General features: G+C 69.1%; 25 protein-coding genes. 4 read left to right on the forward strand and 21 right to left on the reverse strand.

Annotated features, from left to right (window positions below; all coding sequences use genetic code 11):
- Positions 1–122 precede the first annotated feature (122 nt).
- The gene (locus ACWGE0_RS35200) at positions 123–1001 is read left to right on the forward strand and encodes an ABC transporter ATP-binding protein (RefSeq protein WP_452265207.1); all 879 of its coding nucleotides are present in this window, start codon (positions 123–125) and stop codon (positions 999–1001) included.
- The gene (locus tag ACWGE0_RS35205) at positions 998–1834 is read left to right on the forward strand and encodes a hypothetical protein (protein ID WP_452265208.1); all 837 of its coding nucleotides are present in this window, start codon (positions 998–1000) and stop codon (positions 1832–1834) included. Before ACWGE0_RS35200 ends, ACWGE0_RS35205 begins: the two co-directional genes overlap by 4 nt.
- A 3-nt stretch (positions 1835–1837) precedes the next feature.
- On the opposite strand, the gene ACWGE0_RS35210 is transcribed toward ACWGE0_RS35205, so the two are convergent.
- The 19 genes from ACWGE0_RS35210 to ACWGE0_RS35300 form a co-directional block, all read right to left on the reverse strand.
- Complete coding sequence (locus tag ACWGE0_RS35210; RefSeq protein ID WP_452265209.1) at positions 1838–2485, reverse strand: hypothetical protein; 648 nt, start codon at positions 2483–2485, stop codon at positions 1838–1840.
- Positions 2486–2568: 83 nt separating this feature from the next.
- Positions 2569–3033: a MarR family winged helix-turn-helix transcriptional regulator gene (locus ACWGE0_RS35215; RefSeq protein WP_452265210.1), complete on the reverse strand. Its 465-nt coding sequence runs from the start codon at positions 3031–3033 to the stop codon at positions 2569–2571.
- Positions 3030–3563: a hypothetical protein gene (locus tag ACWGE0_RS35220; protein WP_452265211.1), complete on the reverse strand. Its 534-nt coding sequence runs from the start codon at positions 3561–3563 to the stop codon at positions 3030–3032. The genes ACWGE0_RS35215 and ACWGE0_RS35220 overlap by 4 nt, the downstream gene beginning before the upstream one ends.
- Entirely contained in the window at positions 3560–4525 is a 966-nt protein-coding gene (locus ACWGE0_RS35225; RefSeq protein ID WP_452265212.1) for an LLM class flavin-dependent oxidoreductase, read from the reverse strand. Before ACWGE0_RS35225 ends, ACWGE0_RS35220 begins: the two co-directional genes overlap by 4 nt.
- Positions 4522–5511, reverse strand: a complete 990-nt coding sequence (locus ACWGE0_RS35230; RefSeq protein WP_452265213.1) for a methyltransferase — start codon at positions 5509–5511, stop codon at positions 4522–4524. Before ACWGE0_RS35230 ends, ACWGE0_RS35225 begins: the two co-directional genes overlap by 4 nt.
- Positions 5511–6068, reverse strand: coding sequence for a hypothetical protein (locus ACWGE0_RS35235; RefSeq protein WP_452265214.1), 558 nt, complete (start codon positions 6066–6068; stop codon positions 5511–5513). Before ACWGE0_RS35235 ends, ACWGE0_RS35230 begins: the two co-directional genes overlap by 1 nt.
- A gap of 9 nt (positions 6069–6077) precedes the next feature.
- Positions 6078–6602 carry an NADPH-dependent FMN reductase gene (locus ACWGE0_RS35240; protein WP_452265215.1) on the reverse strand — a complete coding sequence of 175 codons (525 nt, stop codon included), beginning with the start codon at positions 6600–6602 and terminating at the stop codon, positions 6078–6080.
- A 10-nt stretch (positions 6603–6612) separates the two neighbouring features.
- On the reverse strand, positions 6613–7263 hold the full coding sequence (locus ACWGE0_RS35245) for an SDR family NAD(P)-dependent oxidoreductase (RefSeq protein ID WP_452265216.1): 651 nt from the start codon (positions 7261–7263) through the stop codon (positions 6613–6615).
- Positions 7260–8327, reverse strand: coding sequence for an acyltransferase family protein (locus ACWGE0_RS35250; protein WP_452265217.1), 1068 nt, complete (start codon positions 8325–8327; stop codon positions 7260–7262). Before ACWGE0_RS35250 ends, ACWGE0_RS35245 begins: the two co-directional genes overlap by 4 nt.
- The gene (locus tag ACWGE0_RS35255) at positions 8324–9442 is read right to left on the reverse strand and encodes an MFS transporter (protein WP_452265218.1); all 1119 of its coding nucleotides are present in this window, start codon (positions 9440–9442) and stop codon (positions 8324–8326) included. Before ACWGE0_RS35255 ends, ACWGE0_RS35250 begins: the two co-directional genes overlap by 4 nt.
- Entirely contained in the window at positions 9439–11304 is a 1866-nt protein-coding gene (locus tag ACWGE0_RS35260) for an SDR family oxidoreductase (RefSeq protein WP_452265219.1), read from the reverse strand. The genes ACWGE0_RS35255 and ACWGE0_RS35260 overlap by 4 nt, the downstream gene beginning before the upstream one ends.
- Positions 11304–12203 (reverse strand): aromatase/cyclase, encoded by a 900-nt coding sequence (locus ACWGE0_RS35265; RefSeq protein WP_452265220.1) that lies wholly within the window; start codon positions 12201–12203, stop codon positions 11304–11306. Before ACWGE0_RS35265 ends, ACWGE0_RS35260 begins: the two co-directional genes overlap by 1 nt.
- Positions 12204–12221: 18 nt before the next feature.
- Entirely contained in the window at positions 12222–12989 is a 768-nt protein-coding gene (locus ACWGE0_RS35270; protein ID WP_452265221.1) for an SDR family NAD(P)-dependent oxidoreductase, read from the reverse strand.
- Entirely contained in the window at positions 12986–13228 is a 243-nt protein-coding gene (locus ACWGE0_RS35275; RefSeq protein WP_452265222.1) for an acyl carrier protein, read from the reverse strand. The genes ACWGE0_RS35270 and ACWGE0_RS35275 overlap by 4 nt, the downstream gene beginning before the upstream one ends.
- 10 nt (positions 13229–13238) lie before the next feature.
- Positions 13239–14432 carry a ketosynthase chain-length factor gene (locus ACWGE0_RS35280; RefSeq protein ID WP_452265223.1) on the reverse strand — a complete coding sequence of 398 codons (1194 nt, stop codon included), beginning with the start codon at positions 14430–14432 and terminating at the stop codon, positions 13239–13241.
- A complete protein-coding gene (locus ACWGE0_RS35285) occupies positions 14429–15688 on the reverse strand; it encodes a beta-ketoacyl-[acyl-carrier-protein] synthase family protein (protein WP_452265224.1) in 1260 nt (419 codons plus the stop codon). The genes ACWGE0_RS35280 and ACWGE0_RS35285 overlap by 4 nt, the downstream gene beginning before the upstream one ends.
- On the reverse strand, positions 15685–16011 hold the full coding sequence (locus tag ACWGE0_RS35290) for a TcmI family type II polyketide cyclase (RefSeq protein ID WP_452265225.1): 327 nt from the start codon (positions 16009–16011) through the stop codon (positions 15685–15687). Before ACWGE0_RS35290 ends, ACWGE0_RS35285 begins: the two co-directional genes overlap by 4 nt.
- A complete protein-coding gene (locus tag ACWGE0_RS35295; RefSeq protein WP_452265226.1) occupies positions 15996–17501 on the reverse strand; it encodes an FAD-dependent monooxygenase in 1506 nt (501 codons plus the stop codon). The genes ACWGE0_RS35290 and ACWGE0_RS35295 overlap by 16 nt, the downstream gene beginning before the upstream one ends.
- 67 nt (positions 17502–17568) lie before the next feature.
- Positions 17569–18288, reverse strand: coding sequence for a response regulator transcription factor (locus ACWGE0_RS35300; RefSeq protein WP_452265254.1), 720 nt, complete (start codon positions 18286–18288; stop codon positions 17569–17571).
- A 44-nt stretch (positions 18289–18332) separates the two neighbouring features.
- On the opposite strand from ACWGE0_RS35300, the gene ACWGE0_RS35305 reads away from it, so the two are divergent.
- Positions 18333–19538: a cytochrome P450 gene (locus ACWGE0_RS35305; RefSeq protein WP_452265227.1), complete on the forward strand. Its 1206-nt coding sequence runs from the start codon at positions 18333–18335 to the stop codon at positions 19536–19538.
- On the opposite strand, the gene ACWGE0_RS35310 is transcribed toward ACWGE0_RS35305, so the two are convergent.
- Both ACWGE0_RS35310 and ACWGE0_RS35315 read right to left on the reverse strand, forming a co-directional pair.
- The gene (locus ACWGE0_RS35310; protein WP_452265228.1) at positions 19521–19748 is read right to left on the reverse strand and encodes a hypothetical protein; all 228 of its coding nucleotides are present in this window, start codon (positions 19746–19748) and stop codon (positions 19521–19523) included. The two genes, ACWGE0_RS35305 and ACWGE0_RS35310, sit on opposite strands and share 18 nt — an antisense overlap.
- 41 nt (positions 19749–19789) lie before the next feature.
- A complete protein-coding gene (locus tag ACWGE0_RS35315) occupies positions 19790–19912 on the reverse strand; it encodes a hypothetical protein (RefSeq protein WP_452265229.1) in 123 nt (40 codons plus the stop codon).
- A 184-nt stretch (positions 19913–20096) separates the two neighbouring features.
- Here ACWGE0_RS35315 and clpX point away from each other — a divergent pair, with 184 nt between their 5' ends.
- On the forward strand, positions 20097–21782 hold the full coding sequence (gene clpX / locus ACWGE0_RS35320; protein WP_452265230.1) for an ATP-dependent Clp protease ATP-binding subunit ClpX: 1686 nt from the start codon (positions 20097–20099) through the stop codon (positions 21780–21782).
- Positions 21783–21839 lie beyond the last annotated feature (57 nt).

Here is a 21839-nt window from a genome sequence, read left to right on the forward strand (position 1 = left end):
TCGCTTCGTGCTGAACGCGACAGAGGCTAGCGGACCGCGGCGCCGCTGTCGGCCGACACGGCGAATCAGTCGACACAGCGAATCAGCCCGCGACGGACAGTGACTGCCGCTACGGTGGGTCAGTGCTCACAGCGTGGGGGCTGACCAAGGCCTATGAAGGTCGCACGGTCGTTGATCAGGTGGGCTTCGAGCTCCAGCCCGGCACCGTCACGGCCTTTCTCGGTCCGAACGGCGCCGGCAAGTCGACGACCCTGCGCATGATCACCGGACTGACCAGGCCGGACCGCGGCCAGGCGATGATCGCGGGCCGTCCGTTCACCGCGTGGCCCAGTCCGTCCCATGTGGCCGGTGTGCTGCTGGACGCGGCCGCCGTCCACCCGGGACGCAGCGGCCGTGGCCACCTGCGCATGGCGGCGACCCTGTCCGGCGTGCCCAGCCGCCGGGCGGACGAGGTGCTGGAGATGCTGGGCCTGGCCGACGCGGCCACCCGCAAGATCGGCAAGTACAGCCTCGGCATGCGGCAACGTCTGGGCATCGCCCACGCCCTGCTCACCAACCCGCCGCTGCTGGTGCTCGACGAACCCATCAACGGGCTCGACCCGGAGGGCATCCGCGCGGTGCGCAACCTGCTGCGCGGACACGCGGCGAGAGGCGGCACGGTGCTGCTGTCCAGCCACGTCCTGTCCGAAGTGGACCAGACCGCCGACCGGGTGCTGGTGATCGGCAACGGCCGCATCGTCGCCGACGGCCCGCTGGCCAGCCTGACCACCTCGTCGCGCTCGCTGGTGCGCGCCAAGGACATGAACCGCCTGGCGGAGGCCCTGCAACGAGGCGGGGTCGCCATTCAACCCGCACCGGACGGCTTCATCGCCGCGCACGCACCGGTCGAGCAGGTCTCGGCCGTCACGTTCGCCGCGGGCATCCCGCTGCTGGGTCTGCGCGAGGAGCAGATGAGCCTGGAAGACCTGTTCTTCCGCCTCACCGGAGGAGGTAGGGCATGACCCACGGCTACCCGCCCCAGGGCGTGGCCGTCCATCATGGACCGCCCGCACCCCATGGCATGCCCGGCCCTGTCGCGGCCCAGGGCCAGTGGGCTGCCCGCGCGGCCGGGCGGTCTCCGTTCTGGCGGCTGGTCGCGGTGGAACTGCGCAAGCTCGTCGGCACCCGGTCGGACAAGCTCGTGCTGGCCTTCTCGCCGATCTTCCTGGTCGGCCTGATGATGCTGTTCACGCTCACGCAGTCGAACCTGTCCAGCGCGGGCAAGCAGATCGGGCCACTGCTGATCGTCGTCCAACTGGGACTGCTGCTGGTCTTCTCGACCGTGATCAAGCTGGTCGCGGGCGAGTGGCAGTACAAGAGCGTGCAACCCACGTTGCTGGTGCAGCCCTCCCGAATGCGCTACTTCCTGGCACAGGGCACGGTTCTCGCCGGCGTGTGGCTGGTGTGCACGCTGTTCACGTACGTCGTGTTCCCGATCCTGATCAAGACCGCCGCGGCCGGCAACAACCACAACTACCTGCTCGGCATGCGACCTGGCTGGGTGCTCGGCGTGACCATGCTGGCCACAGCGCTGGTGCTGCTCACCGCGCTGATCATCTCGCTGCTCGTGCCGAACACGGGCGGCTCGCTGACGGTGTTCTTCATCGTGGTGCCGATCCTGGCCGTGGCCAGGCTCAGCCTGCCGGAGGTCTTCGGCCTGATCTACCCGCTCGAACCCGCCTGGCACCTCGCAGGACTCGGCGTCGGCTGGCCGCAGACCATCTCCGCGTCAGTGCTCTGGCTGGCCCTGCTCGGTTTCTCGCTGTTCCGGCTCCAGCGGCGCGACGCGGGCTGACCCTCAGCGGGCCCGGCTGCCGCCGTTCTCGTCGATCAGCGGCAGCACCTTCTCCGCCGCCTCCTTGGCCCTGGGGCAGAAGTCCCGCATGGCCCGGTCGATCGGCTGGTCGACGTCCTGGTTGCGCAACGCGACGCCCTCGTCGAGGCTCATCGAGGCCCGGACCTCGAACGGTCGCTCGGATCCGGTGTCCACGGTGACCGTGCAGTACTCGTTGACCTCACCCGTGATCACGGTGGTCGCGTAGTAGCGGTCCAGCATGATCCACCGCTGGAAGTAGTGCCCGGTGGAAAGATCGCCGTTCCACGCGTCCACGAAGTGCTGGGCCTTCGACTTCCGCGCCGCGCCCGGACTGAACAGCTCGATGGAGAGAGTGCCCCACTCCTCCTGCGAGTGACAGCCACCACCGGCGCCGGTGTGCGGCTTCTTCCCCAGGCCCAGCAACGACTGCAGGTTGGACGGCAGGGTCTCGCACGTGTTGTCGAAGACCTCTGGCCGAGCCAGGTTGAAGTCGAGGTTGTCGTAAGCGATCGCCTGCGAGTCCAGCTTCGGCCCCGGCGAGCCCATCGGCGGCTCCGGCGGCGAGGTGCAGGCCGTGAGCGCCGAGACGGCAACCAGGAGTGTGGTGAAGCAGATCGCACGCGTCCCCATGCAGGCTAGTTCAGCACATCCGGGATCTCCGGGTGCCGAATTGGGGCAGTTCACCCGGTGCACGACCGGGTGACTTGGCCTGCCTACTCGAACGCGAAGCCGGGGTCGCCGCCCGCGTTGGCGATCATCCGGCGCAGAACCTTCACCACCAGCACGTAGTCGTCGGTGCTCACGCCTTCGTGCACGCGCGCAAGGGTTTCTCCCAACTGTGCCCGCAGTTGATCCCGCAGTGCGTCGCCGGCCGGCGTGAGGTGGAGGGTGCCGCCGGCGCGGTCCAGATGGCCGGACGCCAGCAGGTCCTCGACGGCGGGGACGAGCGAGGCCGCGTCCACGTACGGGCGGGTGCGGCGCATCACCGCGAGCAGGTCGTCGAGGGTCTTCGGGTGCTCGCCCACGCGGTGCAGCGTCCACCAGTGGGGCTGGCTCATGCCCAGGGTGGCCATGCGGCCGTTGATGAACGCGGCGATCGCGGTCTTGGCGGCACCGGTCCAGTAGCCGATCGGTTGCTGCGCCAGTTCGGCGTCGGTGAAGTCGGTCAGCTCCTTCATGGCGTCCTGCTCCAGTCGTGGCGGTAGTGGTGGCCGGTGTCCGCGCGCACGATGGGGTCGACGACGGCGTCGAGGTGGGCGGTGAAGTCCTTTTCGGACACCCATTCGGAGAAGATCATCACCGTCGTGTCGTCCAGGCTGATGTGGAAGTTCGCGGCAATGCCACCCTCGTAGGCGCGATCGGTGCCCGCGTGGGACTCCTCGGCGGCCAGCAGCGCGTCGATCCACGCTTCCGGGTCCTGGCCGGTCACGGGGAAGAACGCGGCGGGGAAGCACGTCGGCACCGGCGCTGGGGCCGGGACGCCGCTGCCTCGTACTACGCGGTGCAGGCGGTAACGGGTCCACGGCGTGTCACCGAAAGGCGAGGCGCCGGCGGCGAGCTGGACGTAGAACAGGCAGTCGGTGGCGTTGCGGTAGCAGTTCACGGAGAGCACTCCGTCCGGTAGCGGGCAGGACTTCAGTTGCGGGTGGTCACCGCGTGCCACGAGGACCGAGTCGACGTCGTCGCGGTCGATCACGGGCAGGGTCATGTCAGCGTCTCCCGGAGCAACGGCGGCAGTTTGACGCTCAGCAGTTCGACGTTGCGGGCCACCAGGTCGTCCGGCATGCCCGCGATGCTCGCCCAGAAGATCAGGTGCCGCACAGGCAGGCCGCGCAGGCGTGCCGCGATCCGGGCGGCGGCGGCCTCGGGGGTGAGGATCTCCAGCGTGCCCCACGGACCGTCGGCGGCGCCGCGACGCAGTTCGTCGGCCGTCAGCGGTGGCGGTTGCGGAGCTCCGGTGCCCTCGATCGCGGCGCTGCGGTAGCTGTTCATCTGGTGGGCGAGGTGTGGTGCGACGCGGGGCCACGCCGCGTCGGGGTCGTCGGCGAGGATGATCGGCAGCAGCCCGGCCACGCGGGCGGACGCCGGGTCGTGACCGCCTTCGACGAGGCCGGCCCGGTAGTCCTCGACGCCCTCGGTGTGCAGGAGGCCCATGCCGAGCCTGCCTGCCATCCGCGCGCCGCGAGGACCGTAGAAGCCTCCCCACAACGGCACAGGATCCTGCACCGGCCGCGGGGTCACGACGTCCCACAGTTCCCGCATCGCGACGATCGACCGCTCGGTGAGCGCGAACCGCCGACGCAGGTCGGTGTCGAACAGGCGGTACTCGGGTTCGCGGTATCCCGCGCCGAGTCCCAGTTCCAGCCGTCCGCTGCTGATCAGGTCGACGACGGCCGCTTCTTCGGCGAGCTGGGCGGGTTTGCGCAGCGCGGGCACGACGACCGACGTGCCGATGCGGGCGGTGCGGGTGCGGGCGGCGGCCGCGGCGGCGAACGTGAGCGGCTGGGGCAGGTAGCCGTCGGAGAACAGGTGGTGCTCGGTGAACCACAGCCCGCCGACACCCAGATGATCGGCTTCCTCGCAGAGTTCCAGCGCCTGCCCGTAATGGCGCGCCCACGGCCGCTGCCACGGCGCGGGGTTGCGCAGGTCGAACAGGATGCCGACCTTCACCGCACACCTCCCAGCTCGAGCACAGTGAGCACGCCGGACTGGTGCACGTTCAGCACTTCCAGGCCGGCGTGCGCGGCAAGTGCGGTCAACGCGGGCACATCGCGTTCGCGGCTGCCGTAGTAGGCGAGCATCCGCAGGTCCATTTCGGTGTGCAACGTCGAGGAGTCGTCGCCCATCCACTCGATGACGAAGACCTTGCCCTTCTCCCCCGCCGCGTCGGCACACCGGCGCAGGATCGTGCGGCACGCCACGTCGTCCCAGTCGTGCAGGATCGCCGAGAGGAGGTAGCCGCCGGCGCCCGACGGGACGACGCCGTCGAAGAAACTGCCGGACACCACGTCCGCGCGGTTGGCCAGACCGGCGGCGACCAACGTCTTCGCCGCGGCCGCCGTCGTGCTCGGCAGGTCGAACACCGTGCCGCGCAGATCGGGAAACGCTTTGAGGATCGCACCGAGCGTGATTCCGTTGCCACCACCGACATCGACGATCTCAGTGAGCGATCCCCAGTCGTAGGCGTTGACGACGTCCGACGCGGCGAGCTGCGCGTAGTTCGCCATCTGCGCGTTGAACGACGCGGCACGAACCTCGTCCTCGTCGAGGTCCTCCCAGAAGGACCGCCCGTAGTGCAGCGGGAACGCGGGCCCGCCGGTGCGGACGCTGTGCGCCAGGCTCACGAAGCACAGGTCCGCGCGCCCGAGCGCACTCCCGACGTCCAGCACGTCCCGCACACCGGACGGGTGGTCGGACCGCAACGCCTCGCCCAGTTCCGTCAGGACGTACCCGGTGTCGGTGCGGTGCACGACATCGGCGCTTTCCAGGTGCCGCAACAGGCGATCGAGCGCGGCCGGGTTCGCGCCGACCTTCTCCGCGAGGTCGGGGGCACCGATGTCGTCGGCGATGCGCAACGTCGCGGCGACCCGGATCGCCATCGGGGTGAGCAGATCGGCGGCGGCCCACAGGCCGTTGCTACCGAGCAGATCTTCCATCACGCGCTCCGATCCAGCCCGCGGTGCAGGCGGTAGTTGTTGGTTCCGGGAAGCGGTGGGCCCGGCATGCCCGCCTGCGCGAACACACCGGCGAGCACGCCGGAGTCGAGGAAGTCCTCCAGCTCGCTCAGCGAGGACCACTCGGAGAGGTTGAGCAGGGTCGTGCCGTCGCAGCCGGTGTGCACGTGACCGGCGAGGCAGCCGGCGGGCAGGCCGGCCTCGGTCTCCAGCTCGAGCACCCGGTCGATCCACGTCGTGGTGGCGGTGAGCAGCGTGATCGCGACGACCGCCGGCGAGCCGTCGGCGAACCTGGTGCTGCGGTAGCGCCGATAGCGGTCGCCGGAGAAGTCCGCGGTGGACTTCCACTGCTCGTAGGTGAGCACGCTGGTGCCGTCGACGCTGATGTAGCAGTTGCGCGAGAGCAGGCCGTCCGGCCAGGGACTGCGGACCCAGTGCAGCACTACCGCGTCAGCCACGAGGAGCTGCCGGTCGGGTGGAGCGGTGTGCACGCGCACGACGACCGAGTCCACATCGGACCGATCTATGGCGGGATTCATGGTGACCCCTCACATCGCGTAGGGGCGGGCGGTGCGGGCGGCACGCAACGCGAGTGCCCACCACACCAGCTCGTCCAGCATGGTCTTGGCCGCGGCACCGCACCCGGCCGGCTCGACCGGTTCGCCGTCGGCATCGAAGCAGGCCAGCCCGTTGTGAAAACTGACCGTGTCGCGAACGGTCACGGCGTGCAGCTCCGCGAAGACGAGCCGGAGCTGCTCGACAGCGCGCAGACCGCCGCCGACGCCGCCGTGCGAGACGAACCCGACCGGTTTGGCCTGCCACTCGGTCAGGTGCCGGTCGATCTCCGTCTTCAGCACGCCGGGGAAGCTGTGGTTGTACTCCGGTGTGACGACGACGAACGCGTCGGCGGCGGCGATCCGCGCACTCGTGACCTCGCCGTCGGCCAGGTCGATCACGTCCACGTCGAGGTCCGCGCGCGGCACGGCCTGGCGGGCGAACCAGCCGGCGACGGTCGGGCTGAGCCGTCCGGTGCGGGTGCTGCCGATCAGCACCGCGAGACGGATGGGGGTCATGACGTCCTCCTCACCAGGGAACGGAACCGAAGCGGTCGAAGAACCCTCCGGTCGGGCCGTCCGGCCCGATCTGCGCCATCCGCACGACCACCTCGGCGCCCTCCTCGACGGTCTGCGTGCCGCGGTGGTCGTTGATGTCGGTGGCGGTGAAGCCGGGATCGACGACGTTGATCCGGATGTCCGGATACGCCGCCGCGTACTGGGTGGTGAGCATGTTCAGCGCTGCTTTCGAGGCCGCGTAAGGCGGCAGGAACACCCCGTACTCGATTCGGGCGGGGTTCGTGGTGTGCGAGAGGGAACCCACGCCACTGCTGACGTTCACAATGGACGGAGCCTCGCTCAGGCCAAGCAGTGGCAGGAACGCGTCCATCACATGCGCGACGGCGAAGACGTTGGTCTCGAACGTCGAACGCATGTCCCCGCAGATACCCGCGTTGTTGACCAGCACGTCCAAATGGGACAGTCCGGCCGCTGCCGCCTTGACCTGGCAGGCGTCGGTGACGTCGAGCTGGATCCAGCGACAGCCCACTGCCTGTGCGGCGGCCTGTCCACGTTCGGGGTCGCGCACTCCGATGAGGACGTCGTGACCCGCGGCGACGAGCTGCCGGGCCGTCTCGCGGCCGATGCCGCGGTTTCCCCCGGTGATCAGGATTGTGCTCATGACACGAGCTCCTCAGGTTGCGAACGGCGACGTTTCGTTGCGAACAGGCGCATGCACGGTCGTTCGACGAACCTGTGCAGCAGCCAGGAAGCCACGATCGTGATGGCGAAGACAGCCGCGATGCGCACAGCGGTGGCACCGCCGAAGAAGTGGAAGACGGCCATGAACGCGGTGAAGTGCAACAGGTAGAAGGCGTACGAGATGTCGCCCAGCAGCACCATCACCGGTGTGCGCAACCACGACGGCCGGGCGTGCTGGTCGGCGGCCGCGGTGGCCCTGATCAGCAGTGCCAGTGGCAACGCGGTGACGGCGACGAGCCGGAACGGCGCTGGCAACAGCGGCGCCACTGCCAGGGCGGCCACCATCAGACCGCCCGCGGCCACCATCCCGAGGCGTGGTGCCCGCATCCGGGAGATGATCATGCCGAGCACGAACTCCGGCAGCCTGCTCAGCGGCCACAGGTAGGCGAACGACACCTGTCCCGCCGAGAGTTCGGCACCGATCGGGCCGCCCATCGGCGGACCGCTCAGGGCGAGCGTGGCGGCGGGCACCAGCCACACCGCGAGCACGGCCAGTCCGGCGGCGAGCATCAGCCGGTTGCCCGGGATTCTTCTCGCCAACGGCAAAAGCAGCGGGAACAGCAGGTAGAACACCAGCTCGCAGACCAACGACCACGCGACACCGTTACCGCCGGTGATCGACGGGTGCAACGGGTCAAGCGTCTGCACGAGCAGGAGGTTCTGGAGGTCGTCGGCCAGGGTCGCTGGCGCGCTGCGAGGCACGCCGGCCTGCCACACCAGCAGCATGATCACCGCCCACGCGACGACGTGGCTCGGGTAGATCTTGGCGACCCGCCTGCGCCAGAACGCGGTGACGGTGTCCTCGTCCCGCGCGGACACGGTGAGCACGAACCCGCTGAGGATGAAGAACAACGACACGCCCGCGGAACCCAGCGGGTAGAGGAAGCTCAGTTGCGGGCGGCCGGTGAAGTAGGCGGCGTGTGACACGAACACCATGCAGGCGGCGATCATCCGCAGTCCGGTGAGAGAGGGCAACCTGGTCATGCCGCCACCGCCCGCAGTCCGGCCAGCGCGACGAGCACACCGGCGGCACCGACGCACACGACCACGACGAGCGCGGTCCTCATCTCCAGCGCGCCCACCACCGGCAGCACCACGACGGCACCGAGCTGCACGGCGGTCTGGAAGAGCGGCGCTCCTCCGGTCACCGAACCGGCCTGGATGTTCAACGGTGCGAACGAAAGGACGAACGCGAGCCCGATCAGCGCGGCGGTCACGAGCATCGCCGACGGCTCGAACCGCACCAGGTACCAGATGTAGCCGGTGAGCGCGAGTACCGCGCCGGCCGCGATCAGCCGGGTGGTGCCGAACCGCCGCACCACGGGCTGGGCGAACGGCAACCCGAGCACGAGCGGCACCGTGGTCGGCAGGCACACCAGGGCCGCCTGCCACGGTGTCCAGCCGTACTCCTGCTGCAGCTGGAAGTTCACCAGAAGCAACAGCCCGAGGAACGACCCGTTGAGCGTGGCCGCCCCCAACGCCGAGCGGAGCAGAACCGGGTCCCCCAGCACGGCGAACCGCGGCGGCACCGGTGGTGGTGACTCGGCGGGCAGGGTCCGCGCGGCGAGGGCGAGCAGCAGGAGTGCGGCGAAAGCGGGTACCAGCAACGTGATCCGCCAGCTGACCGTGCTCGCGAGTCCGGACAGCACCAGACCCGCGGTCGATCCGGCGGCACCGACCAGCGAGTACGTCAGCACCGCGCGCTGCCGGCGCTGGCCGTCGAACGCGGCCGCGATCAGGGAGAGTCCCGCGGGCGCCGTCAGCGCGGCGCAACAGCCCTTCACGATCTCGGCCCCCACCAGCACGGTGGCGGAGTCGGTGACGCTGCCGGTGACCGCCGCGACGACGTACACCGCGAGCGCCGCGAGGAACACGGGCCGCCGTTCCCACCTGGCCGTGGCCGACGGCCCGGCGAGCAGGCCGATCACGAACCCCAGCGCGAACCCGGCCAGCACCCACCGCACGTCGAAGAGGGTGAGCCCGAGTCCGTGCGCGATGGCCGGTGCCGCCACCAGCAACGCCGCCATCTCCAGGCAGTCGACCAGCATGCTGCCGGCGAGGACGACCACCAGTCCGGAACGCCGTGTCGCGGTGGTCATCCGAGCAACGTCCCGCCTGTGGCGTCCACGAAGGACCCGGTGATCCAACGGGCCTCGTCGGTCGCGAGGAACGTGACCACGTCGGCGACGTCACCGGCGTCGCCGACCCGCTTGAACGCGGACAGCTGTGCCATCTGCTCCACGGCCTCCGGGATGTCGAACACCGGGCCGCCGTTGTTCGTGATGCCCGGTGCGACGCTGTTCACCGTGATGCCGCGCGGTGCGAGGTGGCGGGCGAAGTGCAGCGAGATCTGCTCGATCGCGCCCTTGGTCATGGCGTAGGCGATCTGGTCGGGATTGGCGAAGCGGGTGAGCCCCGACGAGATGTTGATGATCCGGCCGCCGTCGGGCATCAGTCCGACGGCCCGCTGCACGATGAAGTACGGCGCCTTGGCGTTGACGGCGAAGAGGTGGTCGAACTCCTCGGGCCGCAGCTCGTCCGGTGGCGTGCCCTGCGCCGACGTCGCGCCCGCGTTGTTCACCAGCACGTCGAGCCTGGCCTCGCCGATGCGTTCCTTCAGCCCGGTCTCCAGCGCGACGAACAGCTCGTGCACGTCGCCGGGGACGCCGAGTTCGGCCTTCACCGCGAACGCGGCGCCGCCCTCCTTCTCGATCAGGGTCACGGTCTCCTTCGCCGCGGTCTCGTCGTGTCCGTAGTGGACGGCGACGAGGGCGCCTTCGCGGGCGAGCCGGATCGCGGTGGCGCGGCCGATGCCGCGACTGGATCCGGTGACGAGCGCGGTCTTGCCGGTGAGCCTGCCCATGGTGGTGGTCCTTTCTCCGTTGCCGCTGCTTGAGGTACCGCTGATCGAACGGGCTAGATGGCGGCGGACGACGCCGTGCTGGAGCAGTTCCTCGAGCACGGCCCGCAACGCCTCGGTGTCCTGGCCGCCCAGCAGCAACGCGCTCTGCGCGCGGATGGTGGTGAGGACGCGGGCGCCTTCGGGATGGCGGATGTCGTGGTAGGTGTCGAAGTTCTCCGCCATAGCGGCGGCGTCCTGCAGCCCCAGGTTCAGGGCGAGCCCACCGACGGGCATCTGCACGTGGGCGGCGTCGCCCGCCAGCAGCACCCGGCCGCGGCGGTACTCGGTCGCCTGGCGGCACGCGTCGTCGAAGACGTCGGACCAGACCGGGTCACCGTGGCCGATGTCCTCGCCGGTGACGTGCCGCCACGCCGCGGCGACGTCGTCGAGCCCGTTGCGGCTCACCATGATCCGCGTGGTCCCGTCCGGCCAGCGATGAGCCGTGGCGAGGCCGTTGGGCAGGCGTTCGAACCGGCGGTTCGCCACGTCGATCCCCGCGACGTCCGCGCGCAGCAGCTCGGTGGTGGCGTCCGTGCCGGTCAGTTCGAACCCGGCGAGCTGGCGCACCGTGCTGCGTTCGCCGTCGCAGCCGGCGAGCCACCTGGCGCGCAGGCGATGAGGCTTGCCGCCCAACGCGACCACGTCGACCTCCACGTGGTCGGCGTGCTGGACCAGCCCCGTGACGACGTGGCCGCGGCGCACCTGCGCGCCCTGCTCGGCGGCGCGTGCGCCGAGCACCTGTTCCAGCGTGGTCTGCGGGCACTTCCACTGGCCGGCGAACCGGTGGGAGGGATCGGCCTCCGCGAGGTCGAGCCGCAGCCCGCCGAAGTGGCCGGGGCCGCCGGGCGGGAGCGGGCCGAGTACGTCGAGAACACCGCGCTCCTCCAGGATCTCCATCGTGCGGGTGTGCAGGGTGGAGGCGCGTGACTCGGTCATCGGCTCGGCGAGCTGGTCCAGCACGACGACGGATTTCCCCGACGCGCACAGGTCGCCGGCGAGCAGCAGCCCGGTCGGCCCCGCACCCACCACCACGACGTCGAACATCACTGCTTCGATCATCACGTGGAGCCTTCGACGTGGGCTTTGGCGTGCGCGAGGGTCGCGAGGCTGTTGGTGCTCAACGCACTGCGGGCGAAGTCGAGCTTGTCGTCGTGCCCCTCGGCCATCGCGATCGTGTGGTGCGAGCTGACGGCGACGACACCGTTGACCTCCTCGACGATCTCCCACCTGCCGGTGTGCAGGGAAAGCGCCTCCGGCAACGTCGTCTGCTTGTAGACGATCCGCTGGTGCGGGAAGCACACCCGGACCGACTCGGTGGTGTGCGTGGAACCGTCCTTGGCACGGGTGTCCATGCGCAGCACCTGCACACCCGGCGCGTCCTCGGTCACCGCGACGTTCGCGACGTGCGGGAGCCGTTCGGCCCAGAGGTCCGCGTCGTTGAGGAAGTCGTACACGTCCCGGGCGGAACCGATGATCCGCACGGTGTCCACAAAGGACGTGGTCGGCCGGACCAGTGCGTTTTGCAGCGAGGCGAGTTCGGCGGTGCTGTTGCGTTCGACGGCCTCCTCGATCCACGCGAGGTTCTTCGGGTCGTCGTCCACGGCGCGGAAGTCGTGTTGCAGCCGGACGCGGGACTCGTGCTCACCGCGCGGTTCGACGATCCACGTGCCGCCCATCGCCGCCACCGGCGCGGCCGAGACCTCCTGCCGGAACGAGATGCGCAATGACTCCGCGAGCAGGTCACGGCGGGAGGTCCACGACTTGACCGCGCCGTTCGCGGTGGCCCAGATGCGGATGCGCTCGTGGCGTTCGTCTCGTTGAAGCACCTCGACGTGCACCGACGGCGGGAACATCGTGGGCCACGACTCCACGTCGGCGAGGAGCGCGTAGACCTCCTTGGCCGCGGCGGGAACGACGATCTCGTGCTCGACCATGCTGTACTCCTGGAAGCTGCCCATCAGAAATGTCCTCCCCGCTCAGAAGTTGCCGAGCCCGCCGCAGACGTTGAGCGCCTGGGCCGTGATCGAGGCCGCCGTGCCGCTGACGAGGTAACCGACGAGACCCGCGACCTCCTCCGGTGTGGAGTAGCGGCCGAGCGGGATCTTGGCGTTGAACTGGGCGAGGATGTCGTCCTCGGTGGTGTCGTACGCGGCCGCGTATCCGGCCCGGACCCGTTGCGCCATCGGCGTTTCGACGTAACCCGGGCAGACGGCGTTGACCGTGATGCCGGTGGGGGCCAGCTCCTTGCCGAGCGCCTTGGTGAAGCCGACCACGCCGTGTTTGGACGCCGAGTAGGGCGCGCCGAGCACGACACCCTGCTTGCCGGCGGTCGACGCGATGGTGACGATCCGCCCGCTCTGGCCGGCGAGCATGCCGCCGGTGGTGAGCACCGCGCGGGTCATCCGGAAGACGCTGTTGAGGTTCGTCTCGATGACGTCGGACCACAGCTCGTCGGTGATCTGCGCGGTCGGCCCACCGCCACTGCGGCCGGCGTTGTTGACCAGCACGTCGATCGGGCCGTAGGTGTCGGCGGCGGCACGGACGAACCGGTCGACGTCGTCGGACGACCGCACGTCGCATGCCGCGCCACTGACGTCCAACCCGTTGGTGCGCAGGTCTTTCACCGTTTGGCGGACGTCTTCCTCCGAGCGGGAGCAGAGGAAGACCCGGTGGTCGGCGGCGAGCAGGCGGGCGCAGGCGAGCCCGATGCCGCTCGTGGCGCCGGTGACGACGGCGACCGTCATGACGCCTCCCTCAGGCTGAGGGTGACGAGCGCGACCAGCTCACGGGGAGTGCGGACGGAGGCGACGGCGTTGTCGTCGAGGGCGACGTGGTACTCGCGTTCGATGCGACCGCCGGTCTCCAGCAGCGCGAGCGACTCGTAGCCGAGCTCGGTGAACTCGACGTCGGCGAACTCGCCCGCCGGTGCATGCCCGGCGCTCTCGCGCAGGATCCGCCTGAGGTCTTCAACGGTGAACGTCATGACATGCCTTTCAGGAGTTGGCGTGCACGACCATCGCGGAGTTGAACCCGCCGTTGCCCCTGGCGAGCACCAGCGCGGCGCGGACGCGAGCGTCACGGGGCGCGGTGACCAGTTCGAGGTCGTGTCGTTCGGACTGTTCTGTGTGGACGGTCGGCGGGATCACGCCGTCACGCATGGCGAGACACGCGGTGGCGAGGTCGAGCGGGCCGGCTCCCGCGCACAACCGGCCGACCATGGTCTTCGGTGCGGTGACCGGGACGCCGCGCGGCCCGAACACCTTCGTGATCGCCTCGGCCTCGATGAGGTCCAGCTCGCTGGTCCCGGCGGCGTCGGCGAACACCACGTCGATCTCCTCGGGCGCCGAGTGCGCGTCGGACAGCGCCAGCTCGATCGCACGGCGCAGCCCGGACTCACCCTGGCCGTCCATTGTGGATGCCCACCCGGCGATCTCGCCGTAGCTGCGCGCACCGCGTTCACACGCGTGCTTTCCTTCTTCCAGCAACAGAATCGCGCCGCCTTCACCGCAGACGTGCCCGTTGGCGCGGTCGTCGAACGGCAGGTAGGCCCGCCGCGGGTCGTCGCTCGTGCTGAGGCGTTCGCTCGCGAGCTGCGCGACCCAGCCCCACGGGCAGATCGCGGCGTCCACGGCACCGGTGACGACGACCGGGGTGCCCTTCCGCACCTGCCGGCGGGCGTGGGCGACAGCGTCGAGACCACCGGCCTCGTCCGTCACGACGACGCTCGACGGACCCCGAGTGCCGTTGCGGATGGAGATCTGGCCGCTGTTGACCGCGTAGAACCAGGCGAAGGACTGGTAGGCGCTCACGTACCGGCCACCCTTGCTCCACAACGCCTGCAGCTCGCGCTGGCCGAACTCGAACCCGCCGGACGAGCTCGCGGTGACCACGCCGATGTCGTAGTCGCGCAACTGACCGGGCACGATGCCCGAGTCCGCGATCGCCCAGTCCGCGGTCACCAGAGAGAGCCTGGTGACCCGGTCGGTCTGCGGCAGCAACGCGTCCGCCAGATGCTCCTCGACGGCGAACCCGGTGATCTCCCCGGCGAGCCGGGCGGGATAGCCGCTCGCGTCGAACCGGGTGACGGGCGCGATCGCGCTCTGCCCGGCGAGCGTGGCCTGCCAGTACTCCTCGACTCCCACACCGTTCGGCGCGACGACGCCCAGCCCGGTGACAACGGTCCTCACAGGACACTCCTCGTCAGCACGACGGCGCTCTGGAACCCGCCGAAGCCGCTGCCCACGGACAACACGGTCTGGGTGCGGTGGTCACGTGCCGTGAGGGGCACGTAGTCGAGGTCGCAGTCGGGGTCCGGCGTGTGCAGGTTCGCGGTGGGCGGCACGACGTCGTGCTGGATCGCGAGCGCACAGGCGGCCAGTTCGACGGAACCGATCGCGCCGAGCGAGTGGCCGACCATCGACTTGATCGAGCTGATCGGCACGCGGTGCGCGTGCTCGCCGAGCGCGCGTTTGACGGCGGCGGTCTCGTGCCGGTCGTTCTGCTTGGTGCCGGAGCCGTGCGCGTTGACGTAGTCGATGGCGGCGGGATCGAGTCGTGCCTCGGCGAGGGCGACCCTGATGGCCTCCGCCATCTCCTGACCGTCGGGACGCAGCCCGGTCATGTGGAACGCGTTGGACCGCGTGGCGTGGCCGGCGACCTCCGCGTAGATGTGCGCGCCGCGCCGTTGGGCCGTCTCCAGCTCCTCCAGGACGAACCAGGCCGCGCCCTCTCCGAGCACGAAACCGTTGCGGGACAGGTCGAACGGGCGGGAGGCGCGTTCGGGCTCGTCGTTGTGCGGGGTGGTGGCCTTGATCGCGTCGAAGCACGCGACGGTGATCGGCGAGATCGGCGCGTCGGTGGCGCCCGCGATCATCACGTCCGCCGCGCCCTCACGGATGAGGTCGGTGGCGTAACCGATGACGTCCAGTCCCGACGTGCAGCCGGTGGAGACGACGGTGCCGGGACCTTCGGCGCCCACGGCCTGCGCGACCTCGCGGGCGAACGAGCTGGGCACGTAGTAGTCGTAGAGATGGCGCACCGCGTAGTCGTGGTCGACCAGGTGCAGACGTCCGCCGTCGCTGACCGTGCGGTACTCGCGGTCGAGGCTGGTGGTGGCGCCGACCGCGCTGCCGGCCGCGACGCCGATCCGGTGCGGGTCGACGGCGTCGAACTCCAGGCCGCTGTCGGTGACGGCGCCCCGCGCGGTGACGACCGCGAACTGGGCGGCCCGGTCCATCCGGCGCACCTCCTGCGGCGTGAGCCCCAGCAGGTCGGGTTCGAAGTCCACCTCGGCGGCGATCTGGGACCGGAACGGCGACGGGTCGAACGAGGAGATCCGCCGCACCGCCGAACGCCCACTGGTGAGCAGCTCCCAGAAGTCCTTCGCACCGACGCCGCCGGGAGCGATGACGTCCAGGCCGGTGATGACGACGCGCCTGCTCATGTCGCCGTCCAGTGGTAGAAGCGGCTGGCCATCGCGTCGGCGGGCGAGCGCCACGTCGCCGGGTCGTAGGCCTCGATGAACGCCTTCAGGTCCGTGCTGATGCCGACGAACCCGGGGTGCGTCTTGGCTTCCTCGATGCGGTCGCCGCCGTCGTCGGACTCGAAGTCCTGGAGGTGGAAGTACAAGCCGCGGTAGGAGAAGAGCTGCCTGCGGCGGGTGCCCATGAGGTGCGGCAGATCGGTGCGGTCGAAGTCGCGGAAGAGACCCGCCACCTCGTCCGCCGATCCCGGCCGCATTCGCGCGACGATCAACGTGCTGTGCATGCGGGCGTCCTTTCCGGTCGAGCCGGCCCGAACCAGCGGTCCAGGGCCGAGCAGAGGGAGTGGTGGCTGCCCGGAGCGGCCCACGCGACGTGACCGTCGGGCCGGATGAGCACCGCGGCGGTGGCCGGTTCGACGGGCATCGGTTCGGCAGGCGCCGCGGTGACGACGTCGACCCGGTCGGTCCAGGGCGTGGCCGCCGAACGCAGCCGCGCGTTGTCGTCGAGGTCGAGCAGGATCGGGCGACCCGCGCGCAGCAGGACGGTGGTGCTCGTGGCCCGGCCGCGCCGCAGGAGTTCGGTGTGCGGCATTCGCCTGCCCAGCAACGGATGCGTGCCGCCGCCGACGTCGTAGCGGATGTCGAGTCCGCTGACCATGGCGGCCAGGTGGCGGCTCACCTCGTCGTACCGCGTGAGTTCGGCCAGCACCTGCCGCAGCGGGTCGGCCGCGGCGCCACCGAGGATCAGCGAGGCCTGCGCCCTGGTGTTGAGCAGCAGCCTGCGGCCCACCTCGTGACGTTCGTCGTGGTAGCTGTCGAGCAACGACTCGGGCGCGGTGCCGCGGGCGACGGCGGCGAGCTTCCAGCCGAGGTTCACCGCGTCCTGGATGCTCACGTTCATGCCCTGCCCGCCCGCCGGCAGGTGCACGTGGGCCGCGTCGCCCGCAAGCAGCACCCGCCCGCGGCGGTACTCGGTCACCTGGCGGGTGCCGTCGCCGAAAGCGCTGACCCACAACGGTTCGGCGTGCGCGATGTCGATGCCGGTGATCCGCTTCCACGCGTCGGCGATCTCCGTGAACGGTGGCGGTCCGACGCGCTTGCGGGGCACGGCGCCGCGCTCGCACACGATGATCCGGTGCACGCCGTCGCCCAGCGGCGCGGCCATCACCATGCCTTCCGCGTGGTGCTGCCCGGTCATCCGCGGGTCGAGGTCGACACCCCTGATGTCGGCCAGGAACAGCTCGGTCGTCGCCGGTGTGCCGGGGAAGTCGAACCCGCCGAGCCGGCGGACCGTGCTGCGGCCGCCGTCGCAGCCGACGAGGTAGTGGCACCGCAGGATGCCGCCGCCCGCCGTCGTCACCTCCACGTGGTCGCCGTGGTCGACGAACGCCTCGACCTCCTGGCCGCGCCGCAGATCGACGCCGAGTTCCCGCGCCCGATCCGCCAGCACCGCCTCGGTGACCGACTGCGGCACGGTCTTCGCCGCGGAATGCGCGGCACCGAGCACGCCGAGGTCGAGCGGCACCCCGCCGAAATGGCCCTGATTTCCGGTGCCGATCTCACCGAAGCCGGCGAGCAACCCGCGTTGGTCGAATATCTCGGCGGTACGAATCGTGAAGCCCAGCCCGCGCGACTGCCCGGTCGGCTCACCGAGTCGTTCCAGCACGATTACTCCGACACCGGCCAGCCTCAGTTCGCCGGCCAACGAAAGGCCAGCGGGTCCCGATCCGACAATAATCACCGATGCGTCCACCAACACAGATTGCCCAGTCATGACAGCCCCAGTCAACGAATATGACAATAAGAAACTCACAAAAGAACGTCAGAGCAACGTCAAATGATCAGCAATACTCGAACCGAAAGCCCACGCCACGAACGGTGCGAATCCACCTGCCGTCGCCGAGCTTTCCCCGCAACGAACTGACATGTGTGTCGATGGTCCGGCAGGCCCTCGGATGCGCCACCTGGGCGGTGCCCCAGATCTCGGCCATCAGCCGCACCCTGCTCACCACCACACCGGGATTGCTCGCCAGGCGGTAGAGGAGGTCGAACTCCTTGCGGGTGAGCGACACTGGTTCGTCGTCGACGAAAACACGCCTGGTGGCGACGTCGATGTGCAGCGCGTCGTGAGACAGCGCCAGCCGCCGCGGCCGTCGCACACGACGTACAACAGCGTCGATGCGGGCCATCAACTCCCGCGCCGACCACGACCGCGGCACGCAGTCGTCCGAGCCGGCCTGCAGTCCGAGCACGCGGTCGATCTCACCGTCCGCGAAAGCGATCACCGGCACATCACTGATCTCACGAATCCGACGGCACACCTCCACGCCGTCGATGTCCGGTAGTTCGAGGTCAAGCAGCACGACGTCGACGTGGCGGTGAAGATCGAGCACTTCGATGCCCGCACACGTTCGCACGACTTCGTACCCACAGCGTTCAAGATCTACGGCAACCGACCTTTCCGAGTATTCCTCGGCTATGAGAATTCGCAACTGAACCTCCTTGCCGGGTTGAATTTCCAATCGGCACCACGTACAAACCGCTAATCGCCGCCGTCTCATTTGGGCCCCAAGTTGCACCCCACCGGAGCCCAAATAGACTAAAAATGACAAGCCTGACTCCAAATGTGAGGAACACTTTAATGAAAGAATTCCCCTTCGCCGCGCATACCGCCCTGGAAGAGGACGCCGACCTGCGTGAGCTGCGGGAGTCCGATCCGGTGTGCCGGGTGCGGCTGATCTCCGGTGGACAGGCTTGGCTCGTGACGCGCTACGACGACGTACGCGCCGTCGAGGCCGACCCGCGCTTCAGCCGCGAACTGGCGAACCGTCCTGGCACGCCAACGGTGTGGGAGGACATGCAGGCACCGCACGCGATCATCAACATGGACCCGCCACGGCACGACCAGGTACGCCGCCTGATGTCGTCGGCGTTCAGCGCGCGTCGCGTCGCGGCACTGGAGCCTCGGGTGCGTCAGATCGTCGCCGGCCTGCTCGACGACATGCAGGCGCAGGGACCTCCGGCGGACCTGGTGCGCTCCCTCGCCACTCCCCTGCCCCTGCTGGTGATCGGGGAAGTGCTCGGGATGCCCCGCGCCGACCAGGACCTGTTGCACCGCTGGATGAACGTGCTCCTCGACGCCACCAGCGATCCGTCGGACGTGACAAAGGCGTTCTCCGACCTGAACACCTACATCGCCGACCTGATCACCGCCAAGCGCGCGCACCCCGGTGACGACGTGCTCACCGCGATGATCACCGCGGCGGAAGACGGCCGACACCTCTCCGAACCCGAGCTGCAGCAGAACGCCCAGAACCTGATCTTCGCGGGCCAGGACACCACCGCGGGCACGTTGGCCAACTCGGTGATCACGCTCTTCCGCAACCCCGGCCAGTTGGCTCTACTGCGCGACGACCTCTCGTTGGCCGACCGCGCTGTCGAAGAACTGCTGAGGTTCGTTCCCGTGGTCGTCGCAAGCCCGACCCGGATCGCGTTGGAAGACGTGCACATCGGCGGCGTCACCATTCCCGCGGGCGACGCCGTGCTGACCGTCGAACGCTCGGCGAACAAAGACGCAACCGCCTTCGACACCCCGGAAGTCTTCGACATCACGCGAAAAGGCAAGCCACACCTGGGTTTCGGGCACGGCACGCATTACTGCCTCGGTTCCGCGTTGGCGCGACTGGAACTCACGACGGCATTGACCGGGCTGCTGGAACGCTTTCCGCGTCTGCGCCCAGCGGCGGATGAAGTGACCTGGCTGCCGAACCGCGTTCTCTACACGGTGCCGGAGCTACCGGTCACGTGGTGAGGGCAGCAGGAGTTCGAAGAGCTGCCGCAGGGTGACCGCGAGCGTCTCCTCGTCCGTGCCGTTCAACGCGGTGTTGCCGATCACCTTGCGCAACAACCAGAATCCCGCGATCAAGGACGGCGAGAGGTCGTCCGCGGCCGGTGCGGTGCGGCGGACCAGTGCGGCGGCGATGTCGACGTGCTGGCGAACAACGCCAGCAGCTACGGCCACGTCGGCTGGACGGACGCGACCCCCGACGTCTGGCGCGAAATCTACGAGACCAACGTGATCTCCGCCGTGCGCATGATCCAGCGCTTCGTCCCGGCATGCGAGCCCGCGGCCGGGGCTGGGTGATCCAGATCGGCGGCGGCCTGGGCTCCCAGCCGATCGCCCACCAGCCCCACTACAGCTCCACTCTGGCCGCCCGGCACAGCCTCGCCGTCTCCCTGGCCCGCGAGCTCGAGGAAACCGGCGTGACTCCCGGATCGCCTGCAGCCGTAACAGGCGTGCGGAGCGACACGACCATATGTGCGGGGAATCCGCCGGCCACTCAACCGCGGACCGACCGGAGGGCTGGGCGTGAGCGATTCGGCTGTGGTGGTCTACTGCACGTTCTGCAAGAAGTCGCAGCATGAGGTCGTCAAGGTCATCACGGGCCCGGACGTGGCGATCTGCAACGAATGCGTCGAACTGTGCAACGAGATCATCGAAGAGGAGCGGGGCAAGGACTCCCCCGACTCGACCACCGAGGTCACCGCGGCCGATCTGGCCAGCAAACCGCCCACGCCCACGACGCTGTTCGACCAGCTGTCCAAAATCGTGATCGGGCAGGAAGAAGCCAAGCGGGACCTGGCGGTCGCCGTCTACCGGCACCACCTCAACATCCGGTCACGCGGCCGCGGGCAGCCGGGGTTCGACAAGGGCAACGTGTTGCTGATCGGACCGACGGGCACCGGCAAGACGTTGCTGGCGAAGGCGTTGGCGGACATCCTCCGCCTTCCCCTGGCCATCGTGGACGCGACGACTTACACCGAGGCCGGTTACGTCGGCGACGACGTCGAGAACATGTTCAAGGTCCTGCTCAAAGCCGCGGGCGGGAACAAGGACCTGGCCGCGAACGGCATCATCTACATCGACGAGATCGACAAGATCGGTCGCAAGTCGGCCAACCCCAGCATCACGCGGGACGTGTCCGGCGAAGGCGTGCAGCAGGCGCTGCTGAACATCCTCGACGGCGGCGACGTGACCTACGACCCGACCGGCAACCGCAAGAACCCCGGCAGGTCCCACGTCGAGTTCGCGACCGACCGGATCCTCTTCATCTGCGGCGGTTCGTTCGAGGGACTGCCCCAGGTGATCGCGCGACGGCTGAGCCGCACCGGCACCGTGCGCCGCCAGCTCTCATCGCACGACCTCGTCACGGAGGTCACCCAGGCGGACCTGGTCGACCTCGGTTTCATGCCCGAGTTCGCCTCCAGGTTCACCACGCTCAGCGTGCTCTCCCCGCTGAACCACAGCCAGCTGATCTCCTTGCTGCGCGAGACCCCGCAGTCACCGATCCGCCAGTACACCTCGTTGCTGGCGGAGCAGGGCTGCGACCTGATCGTGACGGACGAGGCCCTGGAAGCGTTGGCACACATCGCGTTGGAAGAACAAGCCGGGGCACGCGGTGTGTCGCGTGTGGTCGACCGGATGATGCGCGACGTGCTGTTCGCGTTGCCGGACAACCAGAAAATCCGAACCTGCACCGTGGACGAGAAGGTGGTCAGGGGCACGAAGCCACCTCAACTGACCGACGCGAAGAACCGGCCGATCGTCCTGCAGCGCGATCGGGTGTTCATCAGCTACAGCCGGCTCGACACCCAATGGCTCGACGAGCTCACCACGACGCTCAACCCGTTGATGCGCAAGAACGTCGTGAACGTCTGGTTCGACAAGGAGATCAAACCCAGCCAGGTGTGGCGGGACGAGATCGCGCACGCGATGGCGTCCACCAGCGTCGCCGTCCTGCTCGTCAGCGCGAACTTCCTCAAGTCGGACTTCATCAACTCCGAGGAGCTGCCCTACTTCCTGGAGGCCGCGGCATCCCGCGAGGTCACCATCCTGTGGGTGCTGCTCAGCGACTGCCTCTACACCGAAACACCACTGGTCAACTACCAGGCCGTGCACGACATCGCACAACCCATGGCCACACTGCCCAAGGCCAAGCGGCAGACCACGTGGACCCGGATCTGCCAGGAGATCAAGCGCGCCACCACCGGCTGATTCGAGTTTCCTATTGGGCCGAATGCGACTGAACCGCACATTGCGCCCAGACGTCTG

The sequence above is a fragment of the Lentzea sp. NPDC054927 genome (assembly GCF_053610285.1).

Coding starts and splice junctions, on each gene's coding strand:
- ACWGE0_RS35230 (WP_452265213.1), bottom strand. CDS start 5,511: ATGGAAGATCTGCTCGGTAGCAACGGCCTGTGGGCCGCCGCCGATCTG.
- ACWGE0_RS35285 (WP_452265224.1), bottom strand. CDS start 15,688: ATGAGCAGGCGCGTCGTCATCACCGGCCTGGACGTCATCGCTCCCGGC.
- ACWGE0_RS35295 (WP_452265226.1), bottom strand. CDS start 17,501: ATGACTGGGCAATCTGTGTTGGTGGACGCATCGGTGATTATTGTCGGA.
- ACWGE0_RS35265 (WP_452265220.1), bottom strand. CDS start 12,203: ATGGGCAGCTTCCAGGAGTACAGCATGGTCGAGCACGAGATCGTCGTT.
- ACWGE0_RS35250 (WP_452265217.1), bottom strand. CDS start 8,327: ATGACCAGGTTGCCCTCTCTCACCGGACTGCGGATGATCGCCGCCTGC.
- ACWGE0_RS35255 (WP_452265218.1), bottom strand. CDS start 9,442: ATGACCACCGCGACACGGCGTTCCGGACTGGTGGTCGTCCTCGCCGGC.
- ACWGE0_RS35260 (WP_452265219.1), bottom strand. CDS start 11,304: ATGATCGAAGCAGTGATGTTCGACGTCGTGGTGGTGGGTGCGGGGCCG.
- ACWGE0_RS35270 (WP_452265221.1), bottom strand. CDS start 12,989: ATGACGGTCGCCGTCGTCACCGGCGCCACGAGCGGCATCGGGCTCGCC.
- ACWGE0_RS35275 (WP_452265222.1), bottom strand. CDS start 13,228: ATGACGTTCACCGTTGAAGACCTCAGGCGGATCCTGCGCGAGAGCGCC.
- ACWGE0_RS35300 (WP_452265254.1), bottom strand. CDS start 18,288: ATGAGACGGCGGCGATTAGCGGTTTGTACGTGGTGCCGATTGGAAATT.
- ACWGE0_RS35210 (WP_452265209.1), bottom strand. CDS start 2,485: ATGGGGACGCGTGCGATCTGCTTCACCACACTCCTGGTTGCCGTCTCG.
- ACWGE0_RS35240 (WP_452265215.1), bottom strand. CDS start 6,602: ATGACCCCCATCCGTCTCGCGGTGCTGATCGGCAGCACCCGCACCGGA.
- ACWGE0_RS35205 (WP_452265208.1), top strand. CDS start 998: ATGACCCACGGCTACCCGCCCCAGGGCGTGGCCGTCCATCATGGACCG.
- ACWGE0_RS35215 (WP_452265210.1), bottom strand. CDS start 3,033: ATGAAGGAGCTGACCGACTTCACCGACGCCGAACTGGCGCAGCAACCG.
- ACWGE0_RS35305 (WP_452265227.1), top strand. CDS start 18,333: ATGACAAGCCTGACTCCAAATGTGAGGAACACTTTAATGAAAGAATTC.
- ACWGE0_RS35290 (WP_452265225.1), bottom strand. CDS start 16,011: ATGCACAGCACGTTGATCGTCGCGCGAATGCGGCCGGGATCGGCGGAC.
- ACWGE0_RS35235 (WP_452265214.1), bottom strand. CDS start 6,068: ATGAATCCCGCCATAGATCGGTCCGATGTGGACTCGGTCGTCGTGCGC.
- ACWGE0_RS35245 (WP_452265216.1), bottom strand. CDS start 7,263: ATGAGCACAATCCTGATCACCGGGGGAAACCGCGGCATCGGCCGCGAG.
- ACWGE0_RS35220 (WP_452265211.1), bottom strand. CDS start 3,563: ATGACCCTGCCCGTGATCGACCGCGACGACGTCGACTCGGTCCTCGTG.